This window comes from Phyllobacterium trifolii, assembly GCF_014192095.1.
Taxonomy (GTDB): Bacteria; Pseudomonadota; Alphaproteobacteria; order Rhizobiales; family Rhizobiaceae; genus Phyllobacterium; species Phyllobacterium trifolii.
In genome coordinates this window covers 164,040-188,361 of the sequence record NZ_JACHXN010000011.1, presented here as the reverse complement: position 1 = coordinate 188,361, position 24,322 = coordinate 164,040, and the positions used below count along the sequence as shown (strand labels likewise).

Here is a 24,322-nt window from a genome sequence, read left to right as displayed (position 1 = left end):
AGCCAAAGGCTGTGGTGCGTTCTTTTCAGTTCTGACAGGGGGAAACCATGATCGACACGAAGGATAAGGCGAAGGAATGCGCCGTCAATCCGACTCGAGGCATCATCGCCGGACTGGCGATGCTCGTCACGGCAAGCGGCTTACCGGTTGCCAGCTTCGCACAGACCGCCGAAATACCGCCATCGCTCGTTACTCCCGACAAGGTGGAGTCCCGGCTAGGCACGATGGAGTTTAAGGACGGCGTACCGAGCAAGGCGGCCGCTGAGAAACTCTACGACAACCTCGACTTCACCTACGCCTACCGCGCGTTCATGGACAACTTGCGTGGCGTCAGCATCCACGCGCTGCGAAAGGGCATGATGAGCATAGGGATGAAGGACAACGAGGTCATCGTTTTCGAACAGTTGATGGATGCCAAGTCGCTGTTCCTGACCGCGAACGCCGACACGATCTACGTCATGGGCTTCCTCGATCTTAGCAAGGGGCCCGTTGTGGTGGAGACTCCGCCCAAGTTTCTTGGCGCTGTGCAGGACGCCTGGTTCCGCTGGGTGATCGACCTTGGCGCGCCTGGGCCCGACCGCGGAGAGGGTGGCAAATATCTGATTGTGGGACCGGACTACACCGGGCCGCTGCCGGAAGGAGGATTCTTCGTCGCGCGTGCCCGCACCAATTCCATCGTGTGGTTCGGCCGGTCGTTCCTGGAGAATCACAACGATCCCAAACCAGTGGTCGAAGGGATCAAGAAATTCACCAAGGTCTATCCTTTCGAAGTCGGCGGTGTCGGCACTCCCGTCGCCGACTTCCTGGCCGGCAAGACCAAGCTCGGCAAGATCACCCCACCGCCGCCGACCGTGTTCCATGACGGAAGCGGCAAGGTAATGAACACCCTTCCGCCCAACGACTGGAGCTTCTACGAGATGCTCAACGAGGTCGTGCAGAAGGAACCGGCCACGTCGCTCGACCCGGAACTGATGGGCCCGATCGCGGCGATCGGCATCGTCAAGGGCAAGCCTTTCGCGCCCGACGAGCGCATGAAGAAGATCATGACCGAAGCGCTGGCGGTCGCCAATGCAAGCTCGCGCAACCTGTTCATGAGCCCACGCGATCCGAGCTGGTTCTATTATCCCAACTCAGCTTGGATGAATTACTTGTTCCAGACCGGTTACGAGTTCGAAACGCCGATCCCTGAAATAACGCCCGAGGGTGTCAAGCCATATCCGGCCACCGGCTACCGCACCATGGATGCGCGGACCAACTTTTTCTACGGCGTCACCGGCATCACGCCAGGCATGGCTATGCGCCTCACGGGTATCGGCTCCCAATATCTGTTTGCCATGACGGACGCGGACAAGAACTACTTTGACGGCGCAAAGACCTACAAGGTGATGCTGCCGCAGGGCATTCCGGAAGAAAACTTCTGGTCGTTCACGCTCTACGACAACATGACCCGTTCCATGCTCGACACACCACAACGCTATCCGCGCGCCGGCAGCCAGAGCTTTCCGTCGCCTGCAGCCGAGGCCGCAGCGGACGGCTCCACGACCATCTACTTCGGCCCGACCCAGCCCGACGGCGTGAAGCGCGGCAACTGGATCCAGACCGATCCCAAGAAGGGCTGGTTCACGCTCCTGCGCCTCTACAGCCCGCTGGAGCCGTTCTTCACCAAGAAGTGGCGGCCAAGCGAGATCGAGCTGGTCCAATAGGACCGCCCGAATTGCAATAGGGTGGGCGACCAGTCGACGGCCGCCCGCCGCGCTTCAGGAGTGTCGAGACGAGGCTGGCCTACGCGGCGGCGCTTCCAGCCGCACTGCGCAACGGAGAACGAGGCGACCCTATTCTCGCTTCGTGATGCGACCCCAACTCATGTATTTCCCTTCGGTTGCGGAGGGTTGGGAGCAACGACTGGGCCGTAATTGTCGTGAAGGCGCCACCAGGTGTAGGGATTCCCCTGAGGACGGCCGGGCGGCACCTCCTGCCAATTCTCCTGCCGACCCAACGGCGTCATGTCGAGAAATGACCAGACGGGGCCGATTTCCTCAATGCCGCGTCCATTCAGAAAGTAGGTGCGGAAAATACGCTCACCGTGCCGGATGAAGACATTGATGCCGAACATTTCTTCAACACCGAAATCTCGAGAGAATCGCTCGTCGGGCAGCGAAAAGAAAGGGATGTGGTTCCATCCCATCCGTTCGCGCAGGCTCTCGATCTTGTCGATGGGAGCAGCAGTCACGAAGGCAAGGGTCGTATCGCGTGCCGCAAGATGGGCAGGATGAACAACGGTGTCCGCAACCAGCGAGCAACCGCCGCACGCCCCATCCGGCCAATTCTCGACATCGGGCGCATAGAAGAAACGATAGACGATTAGCTGTCGTCGGCCTTCGAACAGCCCCGGCAGATCCCTATCACCGTTCGTGCCTATGAATTTGTAGTTGCGGTCAACTTCGGTCACCGGTAGCAGCCTGCGCTTGGCGGCCAGGCGATCCTTGGCCTTCATCAGGGCCTTTTCCTCCACGAGCAGCTTCTCGCGGGCAGCGTTCCATTCATCTTCCGAGACCACATCGAAGTCGCCCACAGGTTCGCGCATAGACGGAGCCGGGACTCCGGGACCTTCTTGTCGAGCCATATTCTCCTCCGCTGAAAGTGTTGCATGTTCACATGCAACGGCTCAACAACACGCGGGTTCCAAGGGATGATTTGTCTGCGGTGCGAAGCTTTACCATGCCTGAGCACAACCGCCTGCTTTCCACCCCGAAACCAACCCTTGACGGGGTCGAACCGCAAGGTAGGCGGTGGATCAATGATGACACTACGCATCAGATTGGCTCAAACTCGCGACGCTACCCCCGCGCGAGCCACACCACCCCAACGCCGATGGCGACGGAAGCGACGCCGGCTATGCGCAGGAAACCATCCGGTTGTTCGCTGACATCGCGGGCAACACGTTTGGCTACGAGCGGGAAAAGGCCATAGAGCAGCCCCTCGAATACGAGGAACAGCCCTACGGCATCAATGAAATCGATCATGATCTGAACCCGCCCCTATTGAGGGGCGGGAGCGGGTGGAGCAGGCGGCGTAGCACCGGCTGGCGGTGTAGCGCTGCTGACCGGAGGCAGACCGCCATTCGAATCCTGGAAATACCGGAAAAACTCGGAATTCGGTGAAAGCACCATCGTCGTTCCCGTATTATCCAGCGCCGTGCCATAGGCCGTCATCGAGCGGTAGAACGCGAAGAAATCCGGATCCTTCGAGAAGACGTCGGCGAAGATACGGCTGCGCTCGCCTTCACCCTGACCTCTGGCAATTTCCGATTCCTTGCGGGCTTCCGCGATGATTTCGACAACCTGGCGATCGGCGATGGCCTTGATGCGCTGTGCTGCTTCACGGCCGCGGGCACGCAGGCGCTCGGCTTCCGCCAGACGTTCTGCCTTCATGCGGTCGAATGTCTGTTGCGACACTTCCTGCGTCAGGTCCGTCCGGCGAATGCGTACGTCGGTGATCTGCAGGCCGAGCGACTCCGCATCGGGACGCAGTTGCTGGCGCACTTCGTTCATCATGCCAGCGCGCTCGTCCGACAGGGCAGCCTCAAAGCCACGCAAGCCATAGACACCACGCAACGCCGCATCGAGACGCGTACGCAACCGTGCTTCGGCCAAGGTTATGTCGCCCGATACGGTCTGGCGGAACTTGCGCGGATCGGTGATCTGGTAGACGAGGAAAGCATCGACCTCGTAGAACTTGCCGCCCGAAACCTGAACACGGATGTTGTCGAGTTCAAAGCTCAGGAGACGATCTTCGATCATCTGCACATTGTCGGCCTCAAGAAAGCCGAAAGGCAGCTTGAAATAAATGCCGGGATCGGCCTTCACATCGACGATCTGACCAAACCTCAGGACGATGGCCTGCTGGCCGGCCCTGACGACGAAGAGCGACGAATAGGCCAACAAGGCGATGAACGCGATAAGGCCAACGAGAAGCGGAACACGATTCTGGTTCATGGCTTTGTCCCCTCTGTGGTGGTGGCGGGGGCAGGCTTACCGGTCAAACCCGGCAGCGGCAGATAAGGTATGACGCCTTGTCCGCTTTGATCGACGATCACCTTGTTCGAATCCTTCAGTACACGCTCCATCGTTTCAAGGAAGAGACGCTTGCGCGTGACTTCCGGCGCTTTGACATACTGGTCATAGACAGAGGTAAAGCGTTGCGCCTCACCTTCTGCTTCCTGGACGATACGGTTTTTATAGGCAGCCGCATCTTCACGGATCTGCGCGCCTTCACCGCGGGCCTGACCCAGCTTCTGGTTGGAATACTGGTTCGATTCCTCGACGAAACGGTCTTCGTCCTGTTCAGCACGCTGAACTTCATCGAACGCGTCGGCCACTTCGCGTGGCGGCGCGGCATCTTCGATTGATAGAGCATTGATCGCAATGCCCGCGCCATAATCGTCGAGCGTCTTCTGGATAATGGCGCGCACATCATTGGCGATGCCAGCACGGTTATCACGGAAGATATCCTGTGCCGGACTGCGGCCGACGATCTCGCGCATGGCGCTTTCCGAAACCTGCTGCACGAGGTTTTCCGGGTTTTCGACATGGAACAGATAGGCGACGGGATCAGAAACACGATACAGCACCGAGAACTGAACATCGACGATGTTCTGGTCGCCGGAGAGCATCAGGCCTTCCTTGGCGCCGCGAGCGCCCTGCCCGCCAATGTTCTTCTGCTTTTCGACGATCTCGACCTTCTCATAGGATTCGATTGGCCACAAATGGAAATGCAGGCCCGGCTCGGCGATATCAGGCTTGGGCTTGCCGAAACGCAGCTCGACGGCGCGTTCGTCCGGCTGGACTGTGTATATCGACTGGAAAAGCCAGAACGCCACCAGCGCAAGTGCGGCCAGGCCCCAGATCGCCGGACTGCCGCCCGAACCACCCGGAAGCGCCTGACGCAAACGATCCTGACCACGGCGGAATATATCTTCGAGATCGGGAGGGGTCTTGCCTCCGCCACCTTGCGGCTTTTGACCCCAAGGGCCACCGCCGCCACTATTATTACCGCCGCCACCCCATGGGCCGCCGCCGCCGTTCTGATTACTCCAGGGCATTCCTACCTCTTAATTTGAACGAAAGCGCCACCCCGTGGCCTCCTCCCGCTAATCCAACTTCCCGTTTATAGGGATGGCGAGGCGCGCTTTCAACGCGTGGCGACGCTTATTCACGTCATAGCGGTCTGCAAACGGCGTTTTTCTGCGCTTCCGGTGCTCACGTACCAAATGTACGCTGCGCTCCGTTGCTCGAAACCCGCCGTTTTCGCCTCGCTATGGCGTGAATATCGACAGACGCCAAAATTAACCGCGTTCGTAGATGGCAAACCGCGTTGCATAATTGTCTTTTTCACCCGCCGGGAAATCCTCGCTGGAAACCTCGGTCCATACCTTCGGATCGATCGGAGGGAAAACGACATCGCCTTCGACTTCGGCGAGAACCCAGGTGACATACAGCCTGTCGGCGCGGTTCAACGATTGGCGAAAAATATCGCCGCCGCCTATAATGCAAATCTCGTTGACCTTGTCGGCACCGGCATGGCTTCCCGCAATCATCAGCGCCTGATCGATGGACCGGGCGGCGATAACACCTTCAACGGAAAAGGCAGGATCGCGGGTGATGACAATGTTGGTCCGGCCCGGCAATGGCCGCCCTAGCGAATCCCATGTCTTGCGCCCCATGATGATGGGCTTGCCCATGGTGGTTGCCTTGAAACGCTTCAGATCCGAGGACAACCGCCACGGCAAACCATTCTCACGGCCGATCACGCCATTTTCGGCAATCGCAACAACAAAACTGATCATGTGGCATCCATCCGTTTCAAACAAACATTTCGCCCGCAAACCTGAACGCGGATTCTATACCGCGATCGGCGCCCTGATGCTCGGCTCGGCGACATAATCTATCAGATGGAAATCGTCATATTTGAAGGCAAAGAGATCGGTAACGTCCGGATTGATCTGCATGATCGGCAATGGCCCGGGCTTGCGCATCAATTGCTGCTTCGCCTGTTCGAAATGATTGGCATAGAGATGGGCATCGCCGAGCGTGTGAACGAAATCGCCGGGCTTCAACCCGGTGACTTGCGCCACCATCATCGTCAGCAGCGCGTAGGAGGCGATGTTGAAGGGTTTTCCGACATCATCACTTTTTGTTGTCATTGGTACCAGCCTCTAAAATGGAAATCACTGATCGGTTTGTTGTTACAATCATTATGGATTGGTACCCATGAAGCTTTGATCAAAACGTCATGGTGCGGTCTTTTAGCTTGTTCCCTGTTCGATCCCCCGGAGGGATCGAACCCGCCCATAGGGCGGCCTTTGATGTTCCCCGTCCCGATAGCTACGAGCCGACATGTAAGGAAGCTGATGTCACCCGAAGGGCCGTAACGCAGTGAAGGACGGCTTGCCGTTGACCTCAGCTTCTGTCATGTCAGCCTGCTCGGAAGGACGGACCATGCCAGGATACCTGATTCCATGGTTGAGACGACGTTAGTTCGCGCTGATGAGGTCCTTCAGTTTAGACTTTACACAGTATTTAATCGAGTGGGTGCCCTCGTTGATGAGCCCTTTGTGGACCCGGCCGCAGGTCGCGCCTCTCGCGCCGATAAACGGCAACCAACGGAACGGTGGGAAAGCGACGGGCGAGCGCGCTCGTTTAGAAGCGCCGAAGCGAGCCCGTCGCGATTCGCGAACGCTTTCGGTTGCGCTCCCTTGACCCGACCGTCAGGTCGGGCTTGTAGGGCGGAAGCAAAGCAGCCAACGCATCAAGGACTCAAACGGCGGTGGATTTAGAAGTTTAATCGGAAGGTAGCTCCTGCCATACTTCGGGAACTAGCGCGGGTGGCTTGGTCCAAAGTTCCACCAAGGCCGCTTGAAACCAGTCATTTCGAAGGTTTGCGTGCTCGTACGATTATCTGAAACGCTGAGGTAAAGTCACGCAAGAGTACGAATAGGCGACGAACCGCAGCAAGGTCAGCATCGCTGCCGTCTTTTCAATGAATCCCGCAGCCTCTTTGTAGACTGTCTCAGACGGAAAATAGACCTGTGTTGGCTGGTCAATGAGCAAGGAACATGGGTATCCGTTGGCCAGTATTCGCGGCAAACCGATGCAACGCGAGGAGAGCGGCAAGGTGATAAGCCAGATGGTTCTCGCCGCCACCAGTTCGCTACATGTAAATCGACCGACCGGGTCGGCGACCGTGTCGTCGATCCGTGCATCGCAGCAGATCGTCATCTCTCTGTCACATCCCGGCCCTACTTAAGCATCTGTAATTCTCGATATATGGGGACCAGCGGTGCTTATACTTGACGACGTCATCCGGAAGTTCAGCCCTGACGTCTCGATAGGGACTGTGTCATTGGAGGTTCCGTCAGGGCAGATGGTTGGGGTGATCGGGCGATCCGGGGCGGGCAAATCCACCTTGCTGCGGATGATCAACCGTATGGTCGACCCAACGAGCGGACGCATTTTATTCGAAGGCAAGGATGTCACCGGATTGAAAGGCGCGGACCTGCGGGCCTGGCGCAGGCGCTGTGCCATGATCTTCCAACAGTTCAATCTCATCGACCGTCTGGATGTCATCACCAATGTTCTGACCGGCCGACTGAATGAAGTTTCCTTGGGTCGCGCGATTTTCAAGGCCTTCAGTCCTCCAGAGCGGGCTCTTGCAATCCGCGCCCTTGACCGTTTGGGAATGACGAAAGCCGCATTGCAAAAAGCCGACACTCTTTCGGGCGGCCAACAACAACGCGTCGCGATTGCTCGCGCCTTGATGCAAGAACCCGAAATCATACTTGCCGACGAACCGATCGCCTCTCTCGACCCGCACAACGCGAAGGTGGTCATGGATGCGCTGCGCCAAATCAATCGCCAAGACGGGATCACGGTATTCTGCAATCTGCACACCCTCGCGACAGCAAAGAATTATTGCGATCGGATCGTCGGAATGGCCAAGGGCAAGGTGGTCTTCGACGGCCGCCCGGACGAACTCTCCGATGTGATGGTTCACCGGATATACGGTCCCGAGGGCCTGGAGACGAACCACCCGTTCGGCCCCGATAGCGTTCCTGTACCGCAAAAGACCGTCCATCCAGCGACCGTTTGAAAACGTCTGAGGTCTCACGGCCTAGAACAGAGAACTACCATCAGAACACAACAGGAGAGAACTAATGATCAGGAAACTATTTCTAACGACTGCGGCCATAATCTTGGGAGCGGTGGCCTCGGGTGGCGCTGCCTGGGCAGACTACAAGGATACGGTCAAGGAATTCCGTGTCGGTCTCATCGGCGGTGAAAACGCTCAGGATCTGATGACCCGGAACGAGAAATTCAGGTCGCTGCTCGAAGCCGAACTGGGGATTCCAGTCAAGCTTTATCCGGCAACCGACTACGGCGGCATCATGCAGGCGATGGGTGCCAATCAGGTAGAAATGGCCGGGCTCGGACCATCAGCTTTCGCGGGAGCATGGCTCGACTGCAAATGCATCGAACCTCTCGTCGTACCGCAAGAAGCGGACGGCTCGACTTATTATTACTCTGTCATGGTGACGGGTGCCGGTTCCGGCATCGACAGCGTCGAGAAGATGAAGGGCAAATCTCTTGCCTTCGCCGATCCCAACTCCGCTTCGGGATATCTCATTCCGAACGCCTCGCTCAAGGCCGAGGGAATCGATCCTCAGACTTATTTCTCGCGGACGGGTTTCTCCGGCGGCCACGAACAGGGCGTGATAGCAGTTCTGCAGAAGCAATATGATGGTGCTGTTACTTGGGTTTCCGGCCAAGGCGAGAAATCAGAGGGTTATACCCGAGGAAATCTGCGAAGCATGGTCGACAAGGGCCTGCTCAAGATGTCCGACATCAACATCATTTGGCAGTCGGGCAAGATTCCCAACGGTCCGACCGCGATTCGCACGAACCTTCCCGACGATCTGAAGGCGAAGCTTCTGGAAATAATGATGGCGTTGCCGACTGATCATCCCGACATCTACAAGCAAGTCGAACGCGGCACGGGTAAAGGTTACGTCCGTGGCAGCATGGACCTCTTCTCAGACATCATCAAACTCCGCGAAGCCGAAGCAACCGGCGGACGCAAGTCCTAAGCACGGCTTGGCTGGGCGGCCACGCGCCGCCCAGCCAAGGCAATTCCCAAGGAAATTTTCATGGTTATGACATTGCCGCGCACCGGAGCAGGCAGGGAAGCAGATTCCCTCTCGTTGTTGATGGCGAGGATTGAGGAACATCGGCGTGCAAAGCGACGGATCACTACCGTCTACATCGCCATTTTCGCATTTCTGTTTGTCTGCTCGGTCTGGCTGACAGACTTCAGCCTACCGGACCTGGTAGCCGGTTTTCCTGCATTGGGTTTATACATAACGAAGCTGTTCACGACTGCATTGGCCGGCGGATCCTCGGAACGAATTCCGATCGTATCGTTGTCCCACTTCTTCGGAGACGCCGATACCAAACAGTCCCTCGCCTATTGGTTTTTCAATCTAAACACGTTCGTTTCGCTGATTGTTGAAACGCTACTGATGGCGGTTCTGGCGACCCTTATGGGATTTACCATCGCCTTCGCGTTCAGTTTTTTTGCATCCCGCAACCTCGTCGACAATCCCTTCATTGTATGGATCGCGCGTCGTCTCATGGAGGTGCTGCGCTCGATACCCGATCTCGTATTCGCGCTGTTCTTTGTCTTTTGCTACGGCATCGGGCCCATCGCCGGCATCCTCGCCATGGGACTTCATACGGCAGGGGCACTCGGCAAACTCTTTTCCGAGCTCAACGAAAACATCAGCATGCGGCCCGTTGAAGGCATGCGTGCCGTGGGCGCTGATTGGCCCAAGACCCTCCGTTACGCCGTGGTTCCTCAGGTCCTTCCCGGGTTCATCAGCTACGCACTGCTGCGCTTTGAGATTAACATACGGTCCTCTGCCATCATCGGCGTCGTGGGCGCAGGCGGTATCGGGGCGGAAATAAAGAAGGTGATCAATTTCAACCAGTACGAAGACGTCAGCGCAGTCATCATCCTCGTCGTTGCCCTCGTAATGCTCATCGACGTGATCTCAGGGCAAATCAGGCACCGTTTCATCACGACGCAGCTGCAGCACTAGGACCGCATCCTCATGGTTTCAAATCCAACGATTCGACTCCAAGCCGTCACAAGCGAAGACATCAACTCGATGCGGCAGCAATACCCGCGTGCCTTTGCTAAAACGATGCCCGAACGAGTGGGAATTTACTGCGCGTGGGCGCTGTTCGTCGGCATTATTATCTGGCTGCACATACATTTTGACCTGACCCCGCTCCGGCTAGTGCAACCCGATCCGCGGGCCGGCGCACTTATTTCCCATTTTTTCGACTGGTCTAAGTTTGCAGAGTGGGATCACACGGCAATCCTGTCGTCAATGTTGGAAACGGTCGCCATGGCGCTGTTGGGCACGACGCTGGCGACGCTTGTCGCGGTTCCTCTCGCCTTCATAACCGCACGCAACGTGATGCCCGTCTTTCTGGTGCGGTTTGCGGGCAAGCGTCTCTTCGACGTCGCGCGCGGCGTCGACCAGGTCATTTGGGCGCTTATCTTCATTTCCGCCGTGGGGCTTGGACCGATGGCCGGGATTCTGGCGATCTTCGTCAGCGACACGGGAACGCTGGCCAAACTGTTCTCTGAAGCCCTGGAAAACGCCGAACGCCAGCCAATCGAAGGCGTGCAGTCTACCGGAGCGGGACCACTTCTGGTTCAGCGATGGGGAATGTTGCCCCAAGTGCTCCCGGTGCTCATTTCGCAAGCCCTCTACTTCTTCGAGTCGAATACCCGTTCTGCTGCCATCCTGGGGCTGGTCGGAGCCGGTGGCATCGGCTTTGAGCTGATTTCACGATGGAATGTTCTCCGCTATGACGAGGTCGCATATATTGTCGTGCTCATCATCGTTACCGTGAGCATCATCGACTACGTCTCGAAGTTCGTGCGGTACCAGTTTATTGGCGGTCCAAACGGCTGACATTCTCCAGCGCCATGCAGGCTGATTTAAGGACGCGCTTCTCAATAAATTCTCGCATAAAGGCTGTTTGTACAGCCATTGACGCATCAATCTGTGTGGCGCATTCTCATCGCCAACGGAGGAAAATCTTGGTCCCTACAACACTGGTTGACGGCTTGATCCATCAGGCATCCATGATTGATCCTTTCGGGCGAACGATCAGCTATTTGCGCGTATCGGTGACGGATCGCTGCGATTTCCGCTGCACCTATTGCATGTCGGAACACATGACATTCCTGCCGAAGAAGGATCTGCTGACGCTAGAGGAACTGGATCGGCTTTGCACGGCATTCATAGAGAAGGGCGTGAAAAAACTGCGTCTTACCGGCGGGGAGCCGCTGGTTCGCAAAAATATCATGCATCTGATCGGAGAGCTTTCGCGTCATCTTCAGTCCGGTGCGCTCGAAGAGTTGACACTCACCACGAACGGCTCGCAGCTCGCACGCTTTGCGCCTGAGTTGGCCGGCCACGGCGTCAAGCGTATAAACGTATCACTGGATACGCTGGATCCTGGTAAATTCCGTGCCATTACTCGCTGGGGTGACTTCAGCCGGGTTATGGAAGGCATCGACGCTGCGCAAGAAGCCGGCATCAAAGTCAAGCTGAACGCAGTCGCCCTTAAGGGCTTCAACGATCACGAGATTCCAGGGATGATTCGCTGGGCTCATGGGCGCGGTATGGACCTGACGCTGATCGAAACCATGCCAATGGGTGAAATCGAACTCGATCGTACAGACCAGTACCTGCCGCTGTCGCTGCTTCGGGCCAAACTCAGTGAAGAGTTCACCCTGAACGACATTGCCTACAAGACCGGCGGGCCTGCCCGCTATGTCGAGATCGAGGAAACCGGCGGGCGTGTCGGCTTCATCACACCGATGACGCATAATTTCTGCGAGAGTTGCAACCGTGTGCGTCTGACTTGCACCGGCACGCTTTACATGTGCCTCGGCCAGGAAGACGCTGCTGACCTGCGCGAGCCATTGCGTGCGTCAGAAGGTAACGAACTTCTGAATGATACCATTGACGAAGCAATTGGCCGAAAGCCGAAGGGCCATGATTTTATTATCGACCGCCGTCACAATCGCCCGGCAGTCTCCCGCCACATGAGCGTTACCGGCGGCTAAACAGTTTCCAATGATCGCGTCTAAGACGTTGAACTTCTTTCTTAAACGGCACTTTTGAGATTGACGCGTTTCTCCAGTTCCGCCGCACTCTCTTTGCGTTCGCTGTACCTGTCGGTGAGATATCCGGAGACATCCCGCGTCAGCAAGGTGAACTTGACCAATTCCTCCATCACGTCGACGACGCGGTCGTAGTAGGCCGACGGCTTCATACGGCCGTGCTCGTCGAATTCCTGATAAGCTTTCGCCACCGAGGACTGATTTGGGATGGTGATCATACGCATCCAGCGCCCGAGCACCCGCATCTGGTTGACCGCGTTGAAAGATTGCGAACCGCCAGACACCTGCATGACGGCAAGCGTACGCCCCTGTGTGGGCCGGATCGAGCCCATCGCGAGCGGTATCCAATCGATTTGGGATTTCATGACGCCAGTCATCGCCCCATGCCGTTCAGGACTGGTCCAGACCTGACCCTCCGACCACAGCGACAGTTCGCGCAGCTCCTGCACCTTCGGATGATCGATCGGTGCGTCATCCGGGAGCGGCAATCCGGATGGATCGTAGATTCGGGTTTCCGCGCCGAAATGCTCCAGCAGCCGCGCCGCCTCTAGGGTCAGCAGCCGGCTATAGGAGACTTTCCGCAACGAGCCGCAGAGCAGAAGGATCCGCGGACGATGCGTGGAACGTGGTCCGGAAAGCTTCGTATGCTCCGGTACTTCCAGCGCGTCGGGGATTGCATTGGGTAGATCAGACAACACGCTTTCCTTCAGCGTCGATGACGAGCTCGCCGTCTTCCTTGGCGAACGCTCCTTGTTGCGGCTTCGGCAAAATATCCAAAACGAGTTCAGATGGCCGGCTCAAACGGACGCCTTTCTCGGTTACGACGAAGGGACGGTTGATGAGGATCGGATGTGCCTCCATGGCGTCAAGCAACTGCTCGTCAGTCAACGAGGGGTTATCCAGGCCAAGCTCAGCGTAAGGCGTGCCTTTCTCGCGGATTGCCTCGCGCACCGTCAACCCTGCCCGGCGGATCAAGTCTTTGAGTTCCTGACGCGCGGGCGGCGACTTCAAATATTCGATGATCGTCGGCTCGATGCCCGTATTGCGGATGAGGGCAAGTGTGTTGCGCGAGGTGCCGCATGCCGGGTTGTGATAGATGGTGACGGTCATCAGACTGTCCTTTCTGCTTTCTGGAGATTCTGAACGGCCGCGCCGCGCTCGTACCAATTCTTGCTGCGGTTGACGATCCACACGACCGACAGCATGACAGGGACTTCGATCAGCACGCCAACCACGGTGGCCAAGGCCGCGCCGGAATTGAAGCCAAACAGACTGATGGCGGCGGCGACGGCAAGCTCGAAGAAGTTGCTGGCACCGATCAACGCCGACGGTCCGGCGACGCAGTGCTGCTCGCCACTGATGCGGTTGAGCATATAGGCAAGACCCGAGTTGAAATAGACCTGGATCAGGATCGGCACCGCAAGAAGCGCGATAACCAGCGGCTGCGCGATGATTTGCTCGCCTTGAAAGCCGAAAAGCATGACGAGGGTTGCCAGCAGAGCCACAAGCGACAGCGGTTGGAGAATATGGAGGAGCCGTTCAAGTCCTGCCTTGCCGGCGCTTGCCAAGAGTTGGCGACGGATGACTTGGGCGATGATGACAGGAATGACAATGTAGAGGACGACGGAAAGCACGAGCGTATCCCAAGGGACCGTGATCGCCGACAGCCCGAGCAATAAGCCGACAATGGGCGCGAAGGCCACTACCATGATCGCATCATTCAGCGCCACCTGCGACAGCGTGAAGTGCGGTTCGCCTTTGGTCAGGTTCGACCAGACAAACACCATGGCAGTGCAGGGTGCAGCGGCAAGAATGATCAGACCCGCGATGTAGGAATCTATCTGCGTTTCCGGTAGGTACGGCCGGAACAGCCAACCGATAAACAGCCAACCAAGCAGCGCCATGGAAAACGGTTTGACCGCCCAGTTTATGAACAGCGTGACACCTATGCCGCGCCAGAACGAACCGACTTCTTTCAGAGCTGCGAAATCAATGCGCAAGAGCATCGGAATGATCATCAGCCAGATCAGCACTGCCACCGGAATGTTGACCTTGGCGACCTCGGCGGAGCCGATGGCTTGAAACACGCCGGGGATCACGTGCCCGAGCGCGATGCCGACGACAATGCACAACGCCACCCAGAGGGTGAGATAACGTTCAAAAACGGACATGGTTTTTCCTTAGATGGAAACGGACCGCGTCAAGATTGACGCTGTCGAGGGACAGAGGCCCGATGCTTGTGGAGTAGAAAGGATCGCCTCCGGTACTGACGTCCGTTCGACCGGGCGAAAGCCCAGCTTACCGAAGAACGGGGCAGCGTCGGTCGTCAGAAGATATCCTGCCTCCGCACCCTGAATGTCGGCGTAGCGGAGCAACAGCCGCGTGATTGCGCTGCCGTGTCCGTGCTTTTGCGCCTCGGCCGGCACTGCGATCGAGCGCAGAAGCGCGTCCTTTCCGTAGAACTCGACGCCGCCGTATCCGACGGGATTGCCTTGGCGGTCTGAAAAACGGAAGAACTTGCCGCTCGACTGACCGAGATCCTCCGTTGGAAGATCGACAGACCGCAAAGCTGATTCAAGTCCGATATCGACATTGTCAATTTCCTCAGCCTCCAATCCCTCACGCCGCCCGATCGCTTGGAGCTTTGTGGTCAACCACAGTCGGTCCACGGCATCATGGCGAAGGTTGAGGAAGGCCACGATTCTGTTTTTCATGTAGCGGGCAGCAAGCGAGAAGGCCCTTTCCTTCTCGATGTCCGTGCCCTCGACGGCTGCGGGGTCTTCGATACCCCAATGAGCGGTCATGGGATGTCCAGGCCAAACTGGGCACGCTTCACCTGCCGCGCTATCACAGACAGTAAAGATGAAATCCATCTGCGGCGCGCCTTCAACCGCAAACTCGTCCCAGCTCTTGGAGCGGAAACCTTCTGTCGGGTATCCCAGCGCCCCAAGGACTTTAAGCGCGAAAGGATTGACCTCACCTTTCGGCTGACTTCCTGCGGAAAATGCTTGGAAGCGATCCTTACCTTCGGCATTGAGGATGGATTCAGCCAGAATAGACCGGGCTGAATTCCCGGTGCAAAGAAAGAGGACGTTATAGACGCGGTCAGACATTGATATTCTCCTTGGGAGGACAGCAAGGGACGATGTCGGCAATGAGGGGTGCACAGATGTCGGGATGCCCGGCGCAGCAATCCTTCAGGAGGAAATTGATCGCCTCGCGCAAGTTCTCGAAGTTGGCGCGATAGATGATGGAACGGCTCTGTCGCTCCGAAGAGATCAGCCCGGCCCTTGTCATGATCGCGAGATGGGTTGACATGGTGTTCTGCGGAACGTCGAGTATCCGGGACACCTCACCTGCGGCGATGCCGTCGGGTTCGTGCATGACGATGAGCTTGAACGCGTCCATACGCGTCGGCTGCGCAAGAGCCGAAAAGGCTTCGATTGTTTCATTTTTGTCCATATATCGGGATTTATAGATGTTTCCAGATTCTGTCAACGTTGATTGCTTCAATCAGATCAACTTTGTGGGAGCATTCCAGGTAGTTTTTAATCGGACCTACCCTAGAGCAATTTCCGATCACCGTGTCGTCCTTGCCTTGGCCTGGCGGCATCAGTCTTCAGGCTGGCTCACCAATAAGACCCTGTTATGATATCACGCATTGACATCGATCGTTTGCATCGATAAATCTCGATATATGGGAAGAGATATAATTTCGTATGGAGCTTGCAACGAGCACGCACTCCGAGAGGCAGCATCGCTCGTAGAAACTCCACAGGAGATGGAGGATCTTGCTGCGCGCCTCGAAGAGATTTGGCGCAACAGGCGAGGCCTTGTCCACAACCAAATATCGTTTACAAGAGCGAAGGATCTTGCGCACCGCATATTCGACGACGCCGACGTTCCCAGGCCTTTCGTCAAGTGCATTCCAGCGAATAAGCATCCCCGGGGATTTGCTACGGCCAAACATGAAATTTTCATACCGGAACTCCCATACGCTGGAGCACTGATCGAGGTTTGTGCCGAACTTCTTCTCGGTGTTTTGGACCCATCTTTGTCTTCAAGCCGCGTCAGCAACACTCCCTTATATTTCCGCAACTGCATGGCTTTGGCCGATCGTTACGTGGATCGGTTTGCCCACGCCGATGCCCGTCGCGAGATCTATGTCACAGTTGGCAAAGTCTACTCGTCTTGGGCAGCCATCAGACCCGGCGATTCGCTTTACGAAGCTGCAGTCGGCGACGGATGCCGTATGTTCAGGCGAAACGGAGAGCCCGAACCGCTGAGGGACCCGTAGGAGCCTGCGGCACCAACCAAATTCTCTCAGTCCTCGAAGAATTCACTTCTTGTCTTCGATCCAGATGTGCGCATTACTTCAGCGCTGGCCCCCTGCACGTATGTAACCTGCCTTGGGTGACCGGGAGTAGTGCCCTCCTGAAAATCTGCAACGTTTCTTTGCTGGAGCAGATTTCGAGATTCAATTGAGGGTACGAAAATGGAACAGAGCAAGAGTGCTGCCTTGGGTGGAGGTGCCTTGATTGGTGCGCTTGGGGGCCTTATTGGCCTTGGTGGAGCGGAGTTCCGCTTGCCACTACTGATCGGAATGTTTCGGTTTGGCGCTCTGGAAGCGGTAATCCTCAACAAGGCGATGAGCTTGGTCGTCGTTGCGACGGCACTGCCGTTCCGGGCCACGTCCGTCCCTATAACAGATGTCGCCGCACAATGGTCGATTGTCTTCAATCTCCTCGCAGGAAGCCTGCTCGGAGCTTGGTTCGGCGCGGGATGGGCAACCAAATTAAAGTCTGCGATCCTCTACCGTGTAATTGCCCTAATGCTGGTCGCAATTGCGGTGGTGTTGGTGCTTAGCCATGGTGCAGTCTCAGATGGACCGGCCTTGACCGGTATGTACCTCCTTGTCGCAGGGATGACAGCTGGCTTCATCATTGGCATAGTAGCAGCACTGTTGGGGGTAGCGGGTGGCGAGCTTCTCATCCCAACTTTAATACTACTCTTTGGAGCGGACATAAAACTAGCTGGAAGCCTATCCCTCGCGGTGAGCCTGCCGACCATGCTTGTGGGATTCACCCGGTACAGTCGAGACAAGAGTTTCACCGTCTTAGGCAAAAACAAAACGTTCGTCCTTATCATGGCCGCGGGATCCATTGTCGGAACGTTTATTGGCGGTCAATTGCTCGGCGTCGTTCCGGAGGCTCTCCTACTTCCTGCGCTTGCGGTGATTTTGGTCATCTCCGCCTACAAGGTTTGGCAACATGCCTAACGATCTTGTCGGATCGTCCTTGGTGGACAGCATGTTCCTCAAGCACAACATCCAGATTTTACTGGCGAGGCACAACAGGAGACCGCGTTGGCAACCTGAGCTGCCCGATGCCTCGGCTTGCAGATGGCGGGACGTGGAGCAAGGCGCAAGAGAGCACGTTCACCATCGATCTCGAGCGCGTGTACGTCGAACACCTGCATCGGCGTACCTGGGACCCCGACCTCAAAGGTTAACCGGGCTCCAGCTTCAAGTTCGATCTTGGTTGCCACTTGGGCGAGGATTTTGCGGAATTTTTCAACCTTCATGAACTCGCGGCCGTCCTGCGATGGGATGTCTTCAACCTGCAAAATCGTTTCGTGCCATTGGTCGGGATTGCCGCCGCAGTCGAGCGTCACGAAGGACCCCGCCTTGACTTCGGTGACGTGATAGCCGGATTGGATCGTGCGTCCGCCGTATTCGATGACAAGCGATTTGTCATCATGCGGCTCCAGTTCCGCAAGCACTCCTCCAAGGGAACCGTCGTCATTAAAATTGGTGACAGATGGGCTGGTCATGGCGTCCATGTTGGTCTATCCTTATTTCAACATCTTTTGAGAGATTGAGGTAATTATGAATGAATTGCAAGCCCTCGATGCATTTGCATCGCTCTCCCAGGAAACGCGGCTCCGCATTGTCCGCTTGCTTGTCATGGCCGGGCCCGACGGCATGCCGGCCGGCGCAGTCGGAGAAGCGATGGGAGCCTCGTCGTCGAAGATTTCCTTCCACCTCAGCCATCTCGAGCGGGCGGGGCTGATTCAGTCGCGCCGTGAAGCGCGTTCGATCATCTATAGCGCTGTCTATCCCGCCCTCTCCGGCTTGATCGAGTTCCTGATGAAGGACTGCTGTCAGGGACGCTGCGATCCGGCGGTCGACACCTGTTCCGAAACCTGCGAGGCGTAGGAAGGAATTGAGAATATTTCGAAATGCACCGCTGCTCACCCAAGGCCGCTTCATCGTAGCCACGCTGGGCGTCACGCAGATCATCGGTTATGGGACCCTCTATTACAGTTTTAGTCCGTTGGCGGCTTCGATGGGCCAAGAGTTCGGCTGGCCGTCAGACTGGGTGTTCGGAGCGTTTTCCGCATCGCTCCTTGCGAGCGGTTTGGCATCTCCGTGGGTAGGACGCTGGATTGACAGGTTTGGCGCAGGCCGCATTATGGCGATCGGTTCGATCGGCGCAGCCATTGCCCTCCTGGCATGCGCCCTTTCCCCCAATGCAATCGTCTTCGTCATCGGCCTTGTCGTCATCGAGCTCGCATCGACCTTTGTGCTCTACAACGCCGCATTCGCCTTGCTGGTACAGATCAAGCCGACCACTGCGAAAACCAGCATCACTCACCTGACTCTTATCGCCGGATTCGCTTCGACCATATTCTGGCCAGTCACGACGGCGCTTCATGAGCATCTGACATGGCGCGAGGTGTACTATGTGTTCGCGGCCGCCCATTTGCTCTTCTGCCTGCCGATCCACTTCTGGTTGGCAAGGCTTTCGCGCAACCACCTTGAGCTCGCGATAAAAGCGGCAATGCCGATTGTTGAGGGTACGCTTCCAACAGATCGGGTCCGTATGGGATTCGTCTTGATGGTATCGGGTTTCGCTCTTCTCGGTTTCATCAATGCTGCCATCCTGATCCATATGCTGCCGATCCTGGCGGCTTTAGGCTTGGGCAGCGTCAGCGTTCTCGTTGGCACCTTGTTCGGTCCAGCACAGGTCGCCAGCCGATTGTTCAGCCTCGTGAGCGGAAACAGACTGCAACCACTGAGTTTGGCGATCATTTCGACGGGCCTGATGTCGTCAGCGATAGCCATCCTGTTATGGAGCGGCAATTGGCTAACGGGGGCGTTGGCATTCGCTGTCATTTTTGGCCTTGGAAGCGGCCTTTCCAGCATCGCACAGGGAACGCTCCCACTGGCGCTGTTTGGAAGCATGGGTTACGGCGAGCGAGTTGGACAGTCCACGGCTGTCCGTCTGGTTGCATCGTCGGCCGCACCATTTGTATTTGCCTTCATCATGCATTGGCTGGGCATCGGACCGTCCCTGCTGGTCTGCGTCGCCGTCGGGTGTTTGGCCGCGGCGTCGTTTGCGCTTATTGGGCGGCAGCTGCGGATACGACCGGAGGAAACAGTTTCGGCAGCGGGATAACAGCGTCGGTGGGACTTCCGATCACATTGATTGCTCTCATGCCGAATGCTAGAAGTATTTTCGGCAGTTATTGCCACAACTAGGACCATGCGCATGCGCCGACCTCCTAGAAGACCCGGTTACGATCGCTGCGACGCGGATGCTTGCGCGGCCTGTTAAGGCTGCACGTCGCATTTCCCCCTTATCGTAATCTCTTCTGGAGTATCATTATGATGCGCTATTCTTCGCGCCGTTCTCCGGCCGTCCAACTCGTTCTTGCGTGCGCCCTATGGGGTGCCGCAACGGTACTGAACAAGGCTCTTCTCGCTTCCATTTCACCTGTTGCGCTGCTGGTCCTGCAGCTGATTCCCAGTGTGCTGGTGCTTTGGATGCTTGTCCTGAAGACAGGTAAGCCGCGTCCAGTGAAATCTGCTCTTTTGCCTATCCTGCTGTTGGGACTGCTCAATCCGGGAATTTCCTACACATTGAATCTGATGGGGCTTGCCCGGATCTCGGCAAGCGTCGCGACACTGCTTTGGGCTGCTGAGCCCGTCATGATCCTTGGCCTTGCGGCCATCGTTCTTCGGGAGCTCGTCACTCCACGGCTCCTGATCGTCATGCTGATCGGCGCGATTGGCGTTGCCCTAGTCACCAACGTCGGCACGGACTTTGGGAGCACGGGCAGTGATGTCTCAGGGATTCTATTGCTGTTGTCAGCCGTTCTGTGCTGTGCGTTCTACACCGTCTTTTCGAGGAAAGTCAGCGAGGCCACTGATCCCTTAGTGATTGTCACCCTGCAGCAGACGGCCGGACTTGGCTGGGCGATAGTTCTCCTCCTTGGAAACACTGTATACGGTTCTCCGGGCGAACTTGTGACCATTCCGTTTGGGATCATTGCAGCTGCGGCTTTGTCGGGTTTGCTGTACTATGCCGCGGCATACTGGCTCTACATCACCGCCTTGCGTTCGGTTCCGGCAGCGGTAGCGGGAAGCTACTTCAATCTCATACCTGTATTCGGCGTAGGACTTGCCTTCATTTTCCTCGGCGAAACGCTCACTCCTGTTCAATGGCTGGGTGGAGCAACGATTCTGTTGTCAGTCGTAGAGCTGGTCCGGCTCACGGCCCGGCGACCGGCTTCGAGTGTTTCTATGCCTTGAACTTCCGCTGCCAACGGAGTCCCCGACTTGCCGACAATTTTTGCGAATCTGGGGCTCACGCTTGGTGCATTTCGTCCAGTTTTCAAGGCCTTCTGCAAAACCGCATCATTGGGATCGAAGAACATCCTTACCATCTGAGAATTGCCCGCGGAGTTGGCCCCGGTTGAAATGACTATTGTCAATTGGAGCGTCTTTTAAGGAGGGATCGGCGTCGACTTTATGGTCGGCATCCTTTTGGCTATTCCGTGGCTGTGCGCTGTCGTTGCTACCCGGGCCTTCACGATCTATGCCGACAAAAACGACAATCATCGCCTTGTGTGCATTGCCATGATCACCGCTGGCACACTCGCTTGCAGCAATTGGCATGACCACCAGCCTGTTGGTTATCGTGATAACGAGCTGTATTGCTTTTCCGGGTCTGACGGCGTCACAACCCGTCTTTTGGAGCTTACCAACGCGATATCTATCTGGCACAGGTACCGCCAGCGGGATTGCATTCATTGTTTCTCTTGGCAATCTTGGCAGCTTCTTGTCCCCGCAGGTCAAAGCTTACGCGGATCGATTGACTGGTAATGGTGATGCCGGGTTCTATGTCTTGGCTTGTTTGTGCTTCGTTGGCGTTCTCTTACTGCTAAGCGTTCCGTCTTCCACAGAACGTCAGACGAACTAGCGCCGATACGTTGAATCGACACCTCCTGCGTCGATTCCAACTTTCAGCGGAGGAGAATAGACGTCTGGAACTCAACGCTACTGATTGGGACATTGGCACCAGTTCCTCGATCATTGCCGTTTCGAAGGAAGCGACCCCGACTCCGAAGCTGCCTTATAGGGCAGCTCTGATGTAAACAAATGGAACCTCGTTCTGTTCAGCCCAAACAAGCGACGCTGTAACTGCCCGAATCAAGCGTATCGAAGGGAGTGGGTTTGAAGAAGGAAGCCGTACGGGTTCCATCCGATCCGCTAGCGATAAATTTTTCTCCGTCCCGCTCAATCAGTACGTCGCCACCTTCAGGGGGTGTAGTAAAGTCATGGATGTCCCTAAGTTCTGTGATCGTTTACCCCCTAATCCTAATTGCCGGGGTGCTTTGCGGACGGAGTTCGTTCGCTGACAAAAATATCGGCTTCCTTCAAGGCCGCAACGAATGTGGATCGAGCGTGTCTAGCAGTGTCTGTTCCATTGAGCGCGTCAAGACAGGTTTGTCGAGCAGCTCTATATTTTTTGCCTTTATCGTCAGGCCAATTCGATAACAGGAAATCTGCCGCAGCGTTGACGGATGATATATGCTGCACCGTTCCGCCGGGCTGTTTTAGGACTGTCACGTGTTGAAATGGCAATTCGCGCATGGTTGGAAACGCGATAGAATACAGTGTGGTTCCAAAAACACTCCAATATTAGCTGCCTCGATTGTACTCCATCACAGCATCCTCGCGCACAAAATCCTGAAAGCTGGCACAGGTTGCGAAACTGTCTGCTAGCGGACCGAGCATTGACGAACGCCATCATTGGTATTCTTCTAATATACGGCCGCGGGATGTTTCAACGGCACACTAGCCATTGAGAAAGCGCTCTCTGCCAAACAGCGCGGGAGGACATATTGATGCGTGGTCTCAGAAAACTTTTTCTATTCATGCGAAGACTGGAACTTGATGCAGCGGGCGCATCTTAAGGCGTCGCAACAGTTGCGGCGTTGCCCGAAATCGCACGAAGATGCCGACCGTCTCGCCCGACGGGTCATGACCCTGTTTGATGAAGGCCTGCGCGACGAAGCTGCTATCGTTTCGGCAGCGGTGTTTCAGGAACGCCTTATCACCGAGATCATGACCAACAGACACGTGGGAAGCTATCATGTCGCGGCGGCTTGATAACAAGCTTGAATGTCCGCACTGCAGGACCATCTACCTGACGCTCACGAACGACGTTGGCATCAACACGCCCATCCATTGCAGCTCGTGCGGGCATTTTTTGGGGATGTGGGGCGATCTTGAAAGTGACTTTTACAAACAGGGCGGTAGCAATGGCGTGTTTTCCATGAGGAATGGCGAAATTACGCGCATCGACCAGCCCGCCAATGAAAATCAGATTTTAGGTGGGTCCAAAGGTCCTTCGGATTGTCCGTCGCGTTGATTGAATTCAGCTTCGGCGAATGTCCAGCCGCTTCAACAGCTGGGCGAAAGGATGAGTGTCCGCTTAGGAAATAGCGGTCATTCGCGTTGACCGCGCCGCCACGTTGGGCATTCTGGCGTCTTATCGTTGTTGTCGCGATAGCCGCTCTCCGAGCAGTTTTTCATATTCGCGCTCGGCTTCACCGTAAAATCCGTTTGCCTCAGCCATTAAACCCGCGCGATCGACAATGGCGACCTTGCCACGGGTAGCACGGATATAGCCCTCGGCCTCAAGCGAATGCAGGGTTTCTGTTACCCAGGGCCGCCGCATTCCCAGCATCACCGCCATGAACTCATGGGTCAGGTATAGATCATGACCCGAGGTACGGTCATGCACCATCAGCAGCCATCGGGCCAGTCTTGTCCGGGCTTCGGCCTGAGCGTTGACCAGAGCAGTCGTGGCGGTTTGAACAAACATCGTCTGTACGTAAAGAAGAAACACCCGCTGCAGCGACCGGCTTTGCTCTATCGCAGCCTGCAATTTGCCGGCAGCAATCCGGTGGCCGGCACCTGGAAGCTGGATATAGATGGAGAGCGGCGCGCTGGTGCTGCCGAGGACGAGCGAGGTTCCCGTCATTCCATCCAGGCCGACCAAAGCAATTTCGATATCGCCGCCGGAAGGGCTTTTTGCTACAATCGATGCTATGCCGTCCTCGATAAACAGCGCGGCATCAACAGGCTCCCCCGGACTCTCGATCGGATCCCGCAGGGAAAACGTTACGTATTCGAGATCCGCGACAAGCAGCTGGAAATCAGCCGGTGACAACAATCTAAGGAGTTTGTTTTGAACAGCGGATTGAACCAAGGTCATGTTGCTCCTTCCCGCGAGGAACAAGGTGACGATCCAGCGCTTTCAAAAAAACTATAAATATCAAGATAAAAACCGGGAACAATGGTATGTCCTCCAGAGGACAATCCGGGAATATAGGCCACTCGGAGAATGTCGGTAAAAACGGAGCTGCCGCGCCTGAGGTCAGGATGGATCGAAACGCCACATATCGCAGGCTCCTCAAGGAGGAGGATATACCCCTTGATGCGGTATGCATACGGGTAATCGAAGAAGCTGGGCGGCCGCTTGCCGAAGTCGAGTGGCCCGAAAATAGCCTTACCGACAAAGGCGACTATTTCTATGCCACACCCGTGCCACTGGCGCTTGAACGGGCCATTGACGTTAAAGACAATTACGGTTTTCACGAAATTGTCATCATTATCGACGATCTCGCGCTTTGGAACGAGGCGTGGGGAACTGTCATTTGATAGGATTGTTACAGGGCCCGGTATAGTCTCGATCCTATGCAACCC

27 protein-coding genes and 3 pseudogenes are annotated in these 24,322 nt (G+C 56.4%); 13 read left to right on the top strand and 17 right to left on the bottom strand.

From position 1 onward, the window contains the following. Positions 1-119 precede the first annotated feature (119 nt). Positions 120-1,703 (top strand): DUF1254 domain-containing protein, encoded by a 1,584-nt coding sequence (locus tag FHS21_RS17820; RefSeq protein WP_183663524.1) that lies wholly within the window; start codon positions 120-122, stop codon positions 1,701-1,703. Between the two features lie 158 nt (positions 1,704-1,861). Here the strand turns inward: FHS21_RS17820 and FHS21_RS17815 are convergent, their stop codons facing one another. The 7 genes and pseudogenes from FHS21_RS17815 to FHS21_RS30760 all read right to left on the bottom strand — a co-directional run bounded on the left by FHS21_RS17815 (position 1,862) and on the right by FHS21_RS30760 (position 7,185). Then, complete coding sequence (locus tag FHS21_RS17815; RefSeq protein WP_246411082.1) at positions 1,862-2,623, bottom strand: DUF899 domain-containing protein; 762 nt, start codon at positions 2,621-2,623, stop codon at positions 1,862-1,864. A 214-nt stretch (positions 2,624-2,837) separates the two neighbouring features. Next, entirely contained in the window at positions 2,838-3,023 is a 186-nt protein-coding gene (locus FHS21_RS17810; protein WP_112530022.1) for a DUF2065 domain-containing protein, read from the bottom strand. Between the two features lie 15 nt (positions 3,024-3,038). Then, positions 3,039-3,995, bottom strand: a complete 957-nt coding sequence (hflC, locus tag FHS21_RS17805) for a protease modulator HflC (RefSeq protein ID WP_183663457.1) — start codon at positions 3,993-3,995, stop codon at positions 3,039-3,041. Then, the gene (gene hflK, locus FHS21_RS17800) at positions 3,992-5,101 is read right to left on the bottom strand and encodes an FtsH protease activity modulator HflK (RefSeq protein WP_112530026.1); all 1,110 of its coding nucleotides are present in this window, start codon (positions 5,099-5,101) and stop codon (positions 3,992-3,994) included. The genes hflC and hflK overlap by 4 nt, the downstream gene beginning before the upstream one ends. Before the next feature lie 243 nt (positions 5,102-5,344). Then, positions 5,345-5,845 carry a dihydrofolate reductase gene (locus FHS21_RS17795; protein ID WP_183663455.1) on the bottom strand — a complete coding sequence of 167 codons (501 nt, stop codon included), beginning with the start codon at positions 5,843-5,845 and terminating at the stop codon, positions 5,345-5,347. A gap of 54 nt (positions 5,846-5,899) precedes the next feature. Continuing rightward, positions 5,900-6,181 (bottom strand): annotated as a pseudogene (gene thyA / locus FHS21_RS17790) (thymidylate synthase); the annotation flags it as partial. A 917-nt stretch (positions 6,182-7,098) separates the two neighbouring features. Next, positions 7,099-7,185: a hypothetical protein gene (locus FHS21_RS30760; RefSeq protein WP_246411090.1), complete on the bottom strand. Its 87-nt coding sequence runs from the start codon at positions 7,183-7,185 to the stop codon at positions 7,099-7,101. 153 nt (positions 7,186-7,338) lie between these two features. Between FHS21_RS30760 and phnC the strand changes: the two genes are divergently transcribed. From phnC to moaA, 5 genes are all read left to right on the top strand, one after another. Continuing rightward, a complete protein-coding gene (gene phnC / locus FHS21_RS17780) occupies positions 7,339-8,148 on the top strand; it encodes a phosphonate ABC transporter ATP-binding protein (protein ID WP_183663454.1) in 810 nt (269 codons plus the stop codon). 64 nt (positions 8,149-8,212) lie between these two features. Then, positions 8,213-9,142 carry a phosphonate ABC transporter substrate-binding protein gene (phnD, locus tag FHS21_RS17775; protein WP_183663452.1) on the top strand — a complete coding sequence of 310 codons (930 nt, stop codon included), beginning with the start codon at positions 8,213-8,215 and terminating at the stop codon, positions 9,140-9,142. Positions 9,143-9,202: 60 nt separating this feature from the next. Continuing rightward, positions 9,203-10,153, top strand: coding sequence for a phosphonate ABC transporter, permease protein PhnE (gene phnE / locus FHS21_RS17770; RefSeq protein ID WP_183663450.1), 951 nt, complete (start codon positions 9,203-9,205; stop codon positions 10,151-10,153). 12 nt (positions 10,154-10,165) lie between these two features. Next, positions 10,166-11,041 (top strand): phosphonate ABC transporter, permease protein PhnE, encoded by an 876-nt coding sequence (phnE, locus tag FHS21_RS17765; RefSeq protein ID WP_183663448.1) that lies wholly within the window; start codon positions 10,166-10,168, stop codon positions 11,039-11,041. Between the two features lie 173 nt (positions 11,042-11,214). Then, complete coding sequence (gene moaA / locus FHS21_RS17760) at positions 11,215-12,204, top strand: GTP 3',8-cyclase MoaA (protein WP_183663520.1); 990 nt, start codon at positions 11,215-11,217, stop codon at positions 12,202-12,204. A 41-nt stretch (positions 12,205-12,245) separates the two neighbouring features. Here moaA and arsH read toward each other — a convergent pair whose 3' ends face one another. From arsH to FHS21_RS17735, 6 genes and pseudogenes are all read right to left on the bottom strand, one after another. Next, positions 12,246-12,935, bottom strand: coding sequence for an arsenical resistance protein ArsH (gene arsH, locus FHS21_RS17755; protein ID WP_183663518.1), 690 nt, complete (start codon positions 12,933-12,935; stop codon positions 12,246-12,248). 13 nt (positions 12,936-12,948) lie between these two features. After that, on the bottom strand, positions 12,949-13,371 hold the full coding sequence (arsC, locus tag FHS21_RS17750) for an arsenate reductase (glutaredoxin) (protein ID WP_183663446.1): 423 nt from the start codon (positions 13,369-13,371) through the stop codon (positions 12,949-12,951). Then, positions 13,371-14,432, bottom strand: a complete 1,062-nt coding sequence (arsB, locus tag FHS21_RS17745) for an ACR3 family arsenite efflux transporter (RefSeq protein WP_183663444.1) — start codon at positions 14,430-14,432, stop codon at positions 13,371-13,373. Before arsB ends, arsC begins: the two co-directional genes overlap by 1 nt. A gap of 9 nt (positions 14,433-14,441) precedes the next feature. Continuing rightward, positions 14,442-14,828, bottom strand: a pseudogene (arsN2, locus tag FHS21_RS30755) (arsenic resistance N-acetyltransferase ArsN2); the annotation flags it as partial. A 33-nt stretch (positions 14,829-14,861) separates the two neighbouring features. Further along, a pseudogene (locus FHS21_RS30750) lies at positions 14,862-15,374 on the bottom strand (arsenate reductase ArsC); the annotation flags it as partial. After that, entirely contained in the window at positions 15,367-15,723 is a 357-nt protein-coding gene (locus FHS21_RS17735; RefSeq protein ID WP_183663441.1) for an ArsR/SmtB family transcription factor, read from the bottom strand. The gene FHS21_RS17735 and the pseudogene FHS21_RS30750, both read right to left, overlap by 8 nt. Positions 15,724-16,756: 1,033 nt before the next feature. On the opposite strand from FHS21_RS17735, the gene FHS21_RS17730 reads away from it, so the two are divergent. After that, positions 16,757-17,539: a sulfite exporter TauE/SafE family protein gene (locus FHS21_RS17730; protein WP_183663439.1), complete on the top strand. Its 783-nt coding sequence runs from the start codon at positions 16,757-16,759 to the stop codon at positions 17,537-17,539. A gap of 38 nt (positions 17,540-17,577) precedes the next feature. On the opposite strand, the gene FHS21_RS17725 is transcribed toward FHS21_RS17730, so the two are convergent. Continuing rightward, positions 17,578-18,102 (bottom strand): DUF6428 family protein, encoded by a 525-nt coding sequence (locus FHS21_RS17725; RefSeq protein ID WP_183663437.1) that lies wholly within the window; start codon positions 18,100-18,102, stop codon positions 17,578-17,580. 46 nt (positions 18,103-18,148) lie between these two features. Between FHS21_RS17725 and FHS21_RS17720 the strand changes: the two genes are divergently transcribed. The 3 genes from FHS21_RS17720 (at position 18,149) to FHS21_RS17710 (ending at position 20,857) form a co-directional block, all read left to right on the top strand. Continuing rightward, positions 18,149-18,478 carry an ArsR/SmtB family transcription factor gene (locus FHS21_RS17720; protein WP_183663435.1) on the top strand — a complete coding sequence of 110 codons (330 nt, stop codon included), beginning with the start codon at positions 18,149-18,151 and terminating at the stop codon, positions 18,476-18,478. A gap of 7 nt (positions 18,479-18,485) precedes the next feature. Next, positions 18,486-19,721, top strand: coding sequence for an arsenite efflux MFS transporter ArsK (gene arsK / locus FHS21_RS17715; protein ID WP_246411081.1), 1,236 nt, complete (start codon positions 18,486-18,488; stop codon positions 19,719-19,721). Positions 19,722-19,930: 209 nt separating this feature from the next. Then, positions 19,931-20,857, top strand: a complete 927-nt coding sequence (locus tag FHS21_RS17710; RefSeq protein ID WP_183663433.1) for a DMT family transporter — start codon at positions 19,931-19,933, stop codon at positions 20,855-20,857. A 105-nt stretch (positions 20,858-20,962) separates the two neighbouring features. On the opposite strand, the gene FHS21_RS17705 is transcribed toward FHS21_RS17710, so the two are convergent. Then, on the bottom strand, positions 20,963-21,358 hold the full coding sequence (locus FHS21_RS17705; protein WP_183663431.1) for a hypothetical protein: 396 nt from the start codon (positions 21,356-21,358) through the stop codon (positions 20,963-20,965). Positions 21,359-21,925: 567 nt separating this feature from the next. After that, entirely contained in the window at positions 21,926-22,201 is a 276-nt protein-coding gene (locus tag FHS21_RS31555) for a DUF982 domain-containing protein (RefSeq protein WP_376772141.1), read from the bottom strand. A 303-nt stretch (positions 22,202-22,504) separates the two neighbouring features. Between FHS21_RS31555 and FHS21_RS17695 the strand changes: the two genes are divergently transcribed. Both FHS21_RS17695 and FHS21_RS17690 read left to right on the top strand, forming a co-directional pair. Further along, a complete protein-coding gene (locus tag FHS21_RS17695) occupies positions 22,505-22,720 on the top strand; it encodes a hypothetical protein (protein ID WP_183663427.1) in 216 nt (71 codons plus the stop codon). Then, entirely contained in the window at positions 22,704-22,982 is a 279-nt protein-coding gene (locus tag FHS21_RS17690) for an MJ0042-type zinc finger domain-containing protein (protein WP_183663425.1), read from the top strand. Before FHS21_RS17695 ends, FHS21_RS17690 begins: the two co-directional genes overlap by 17 nt. Positions 22,983-23,102: 120 nt before the next feature. Here FHS21_RS17690 and FHS21_RS17685 read toward each other — a convergent pair whose 3' ends face one another. Continuing rightward, positions 23,103-23,831 carry a Crp/Fnr family transcriptional regulator gene (locus tag FHS21_RS17685; protein WP_183663423.1) on the bottom strand — a complete coding sequence of 243 codons (729 nt, stop codon included), beginning with the start codon at positions 23,829-23,831 and terminating at the stop codon, positions 23,103-23,105. Positions 23,832-23,998: 167 nt separating this feature from the next. Here FHS21_RS17685 and FHS21_RS17680 point away from each other — a divergent pair, with 167 nt between their 5' ends. Further along, positions 23,999-24,277 (top strand): hypothetical protein, encoded by a 279-nt coding sequence (locus FHS21_RS17680; protein WP_183663421.1) that lies wholly within the window; start codon positions 23,999-24,001, stop codon positions 24,275-24,277. Positions 24,278-24,322: the final 45 nt, after the last annotated feature.

Bases quoted from the DNA above. Each gene is read 5' to 3' on its own strand.
- FHS21_RS17820 (WP_183663524.1), top strand. From the start codon at position 120: ATGCTCGTCACGGCAAGCGGCTTACCGGTTGCCAGCTTCGCACAGACC.
- FHS21_RS17810 (WP_112530022.1), bottom strand. From the start codon at position 3,023: ATGATCGATTTCATTGATGCCGTAGGGCTGTTCCTCGTATTCGAGGGG.
- FHS21_RS17705 (WP_183663431.1), bottom strand. From the start codon at position 21,358: ATGAATGCAATCCCGCTGGCGGTACCTGTGCCAGATAGATATCGCGTT.
- phnE (WP_183663448.1), top strand. From the start codon at position 10,166: ATGGTTTCAAATCCAACGATTCGACTCCAAGCCGTCACAAGCGAAGAC.
- arsB (WP_183663444.1), bottom strand. From the start codon at position 14,432: ATGTCCGTTTTTGAACGTTATCTCACCCTCTGGGTGGCGTTGTGCATT.
- arsC (WP_183663446.1), bottom strand. From the start codon at position 13,371: ATGACCGTCACCATCTATCACAACCCGGCATGCGGCACCTCGCGCAAC.
- hflC (WP_183663457.1), bottom strand. From the start codon at position 3,995: ATGAACCAGAATCGTGTTCCGCTTCTCGTTGGCCTTATCGCGTTCATC.
- FHS21_RS17720 (WP_183663435.1), top strand. From the start codon at position 18,149: ATGAATGAATTGCAAGCCCTCGATGCATTTGCATCGCTCTCCCAGGAA.
- FHS21_RS17685 (WP_183663423.1), bottom strand. From the start codon at position 23,831: ATGACCTTGGTTCAATCCGCTGTTCAAAACAAACTCCTTAGATTGTTG.
- FHS21_RS17690 (WP_183663425.1), top strand. From the start codon at position 22,704: ATGTCGCGGCGGCTTGATAACAAGCTTGAATGTCCGCACTGCAGGACC.
- moaA (WP_183663520.1), top strand. From the start codon at position 11,215: ATGATTGATCCTTTCGGGCGAACGATCAGCTATTTGCGCGTATCGGTG.
- phnE (WP_183663450.1), top strand. From the start codon at position 9,203: ATGGTTATGACATTGCCGCGCACCGGAGCAGGCAGGGAAGCAGATTCC.
- FHS21_RS17730 (WP_183663439.1), top strand. From the start codon at position 16,757: ATGGAACAGAGCAAGAGTGCTGCCTTGGGTGGAGGTGCCTTGATTGGT.
- FHS21_RS17735 (WP_183663441.1), bottom strand. From the start codon at position 15,723: ATGGACAAAAATGAAACAATCGAAGCCTTTTCGGCTCTTGCGCAGCCG.
- phnD (WP_183663452.1), top strand. From the start codon at position 8,213: ATGATCAGGAAACTATTTCTAACGACTGCGGCCATAATCTTGGGAGCG.
- FHS21_RS17680 (WP_183663421.1), top strand. From the start codon at position 23,999: ATGGATCGAAACGCCACATATCGCAGGCTCCTCAAGGAGGAGGATATA.
- FHS21_RS17815 (WP_246411082.1), bottom strand. From the start codon at position 2,623: ATGGCTCGACAAGAAGGTCCCGGAGTCCCGGCTCCGTCTATGCGCGAA.
- FHS21_RS17710 (WP_183663433.1), top strand. From the start codon at position 19,931: ATGATGCGCTATTCTTCGCGCCGTTCTCCGGCCGTCCAACTCGTTCTT.
- hflK (WP_112530026.1), bottom strand. From the start codon at position 5,101: ATGCCCTGGAGTAATCAGAACGGCGGCGGCGGCCCATGGGGTGGCGGC.
- FHS21_RS31555 (WP_376772141.1), bottom strand. From the start codon at position 22,201: ATGCGCGAATTGCCATTTCAACACGTGACAGTCCTAAAACAGCCCGGC.
- FHS21_RS17795 (WP_183663455.1), bottom strand. From the start codon at position 5,845: ATGATCAGTTTTGTTGTTGCGATTGCCGAAAATGGCGTGATCGGCCGT.
- FHS21_RS17725 (WP_183663437.1), bottom strand. From the start codon at position 18,102: ATGGACGCCATGACCAGCCCATCTGTCACCAATTTTAATGACGACGGT.
- FHS21_RS17695 (WP_183663427.1), top strand. From the start codon at position 22,505: ATGCAGCGGGCGCATCTTAAGGCGTCGCAACAGTTGCGGCGTTGCCCG.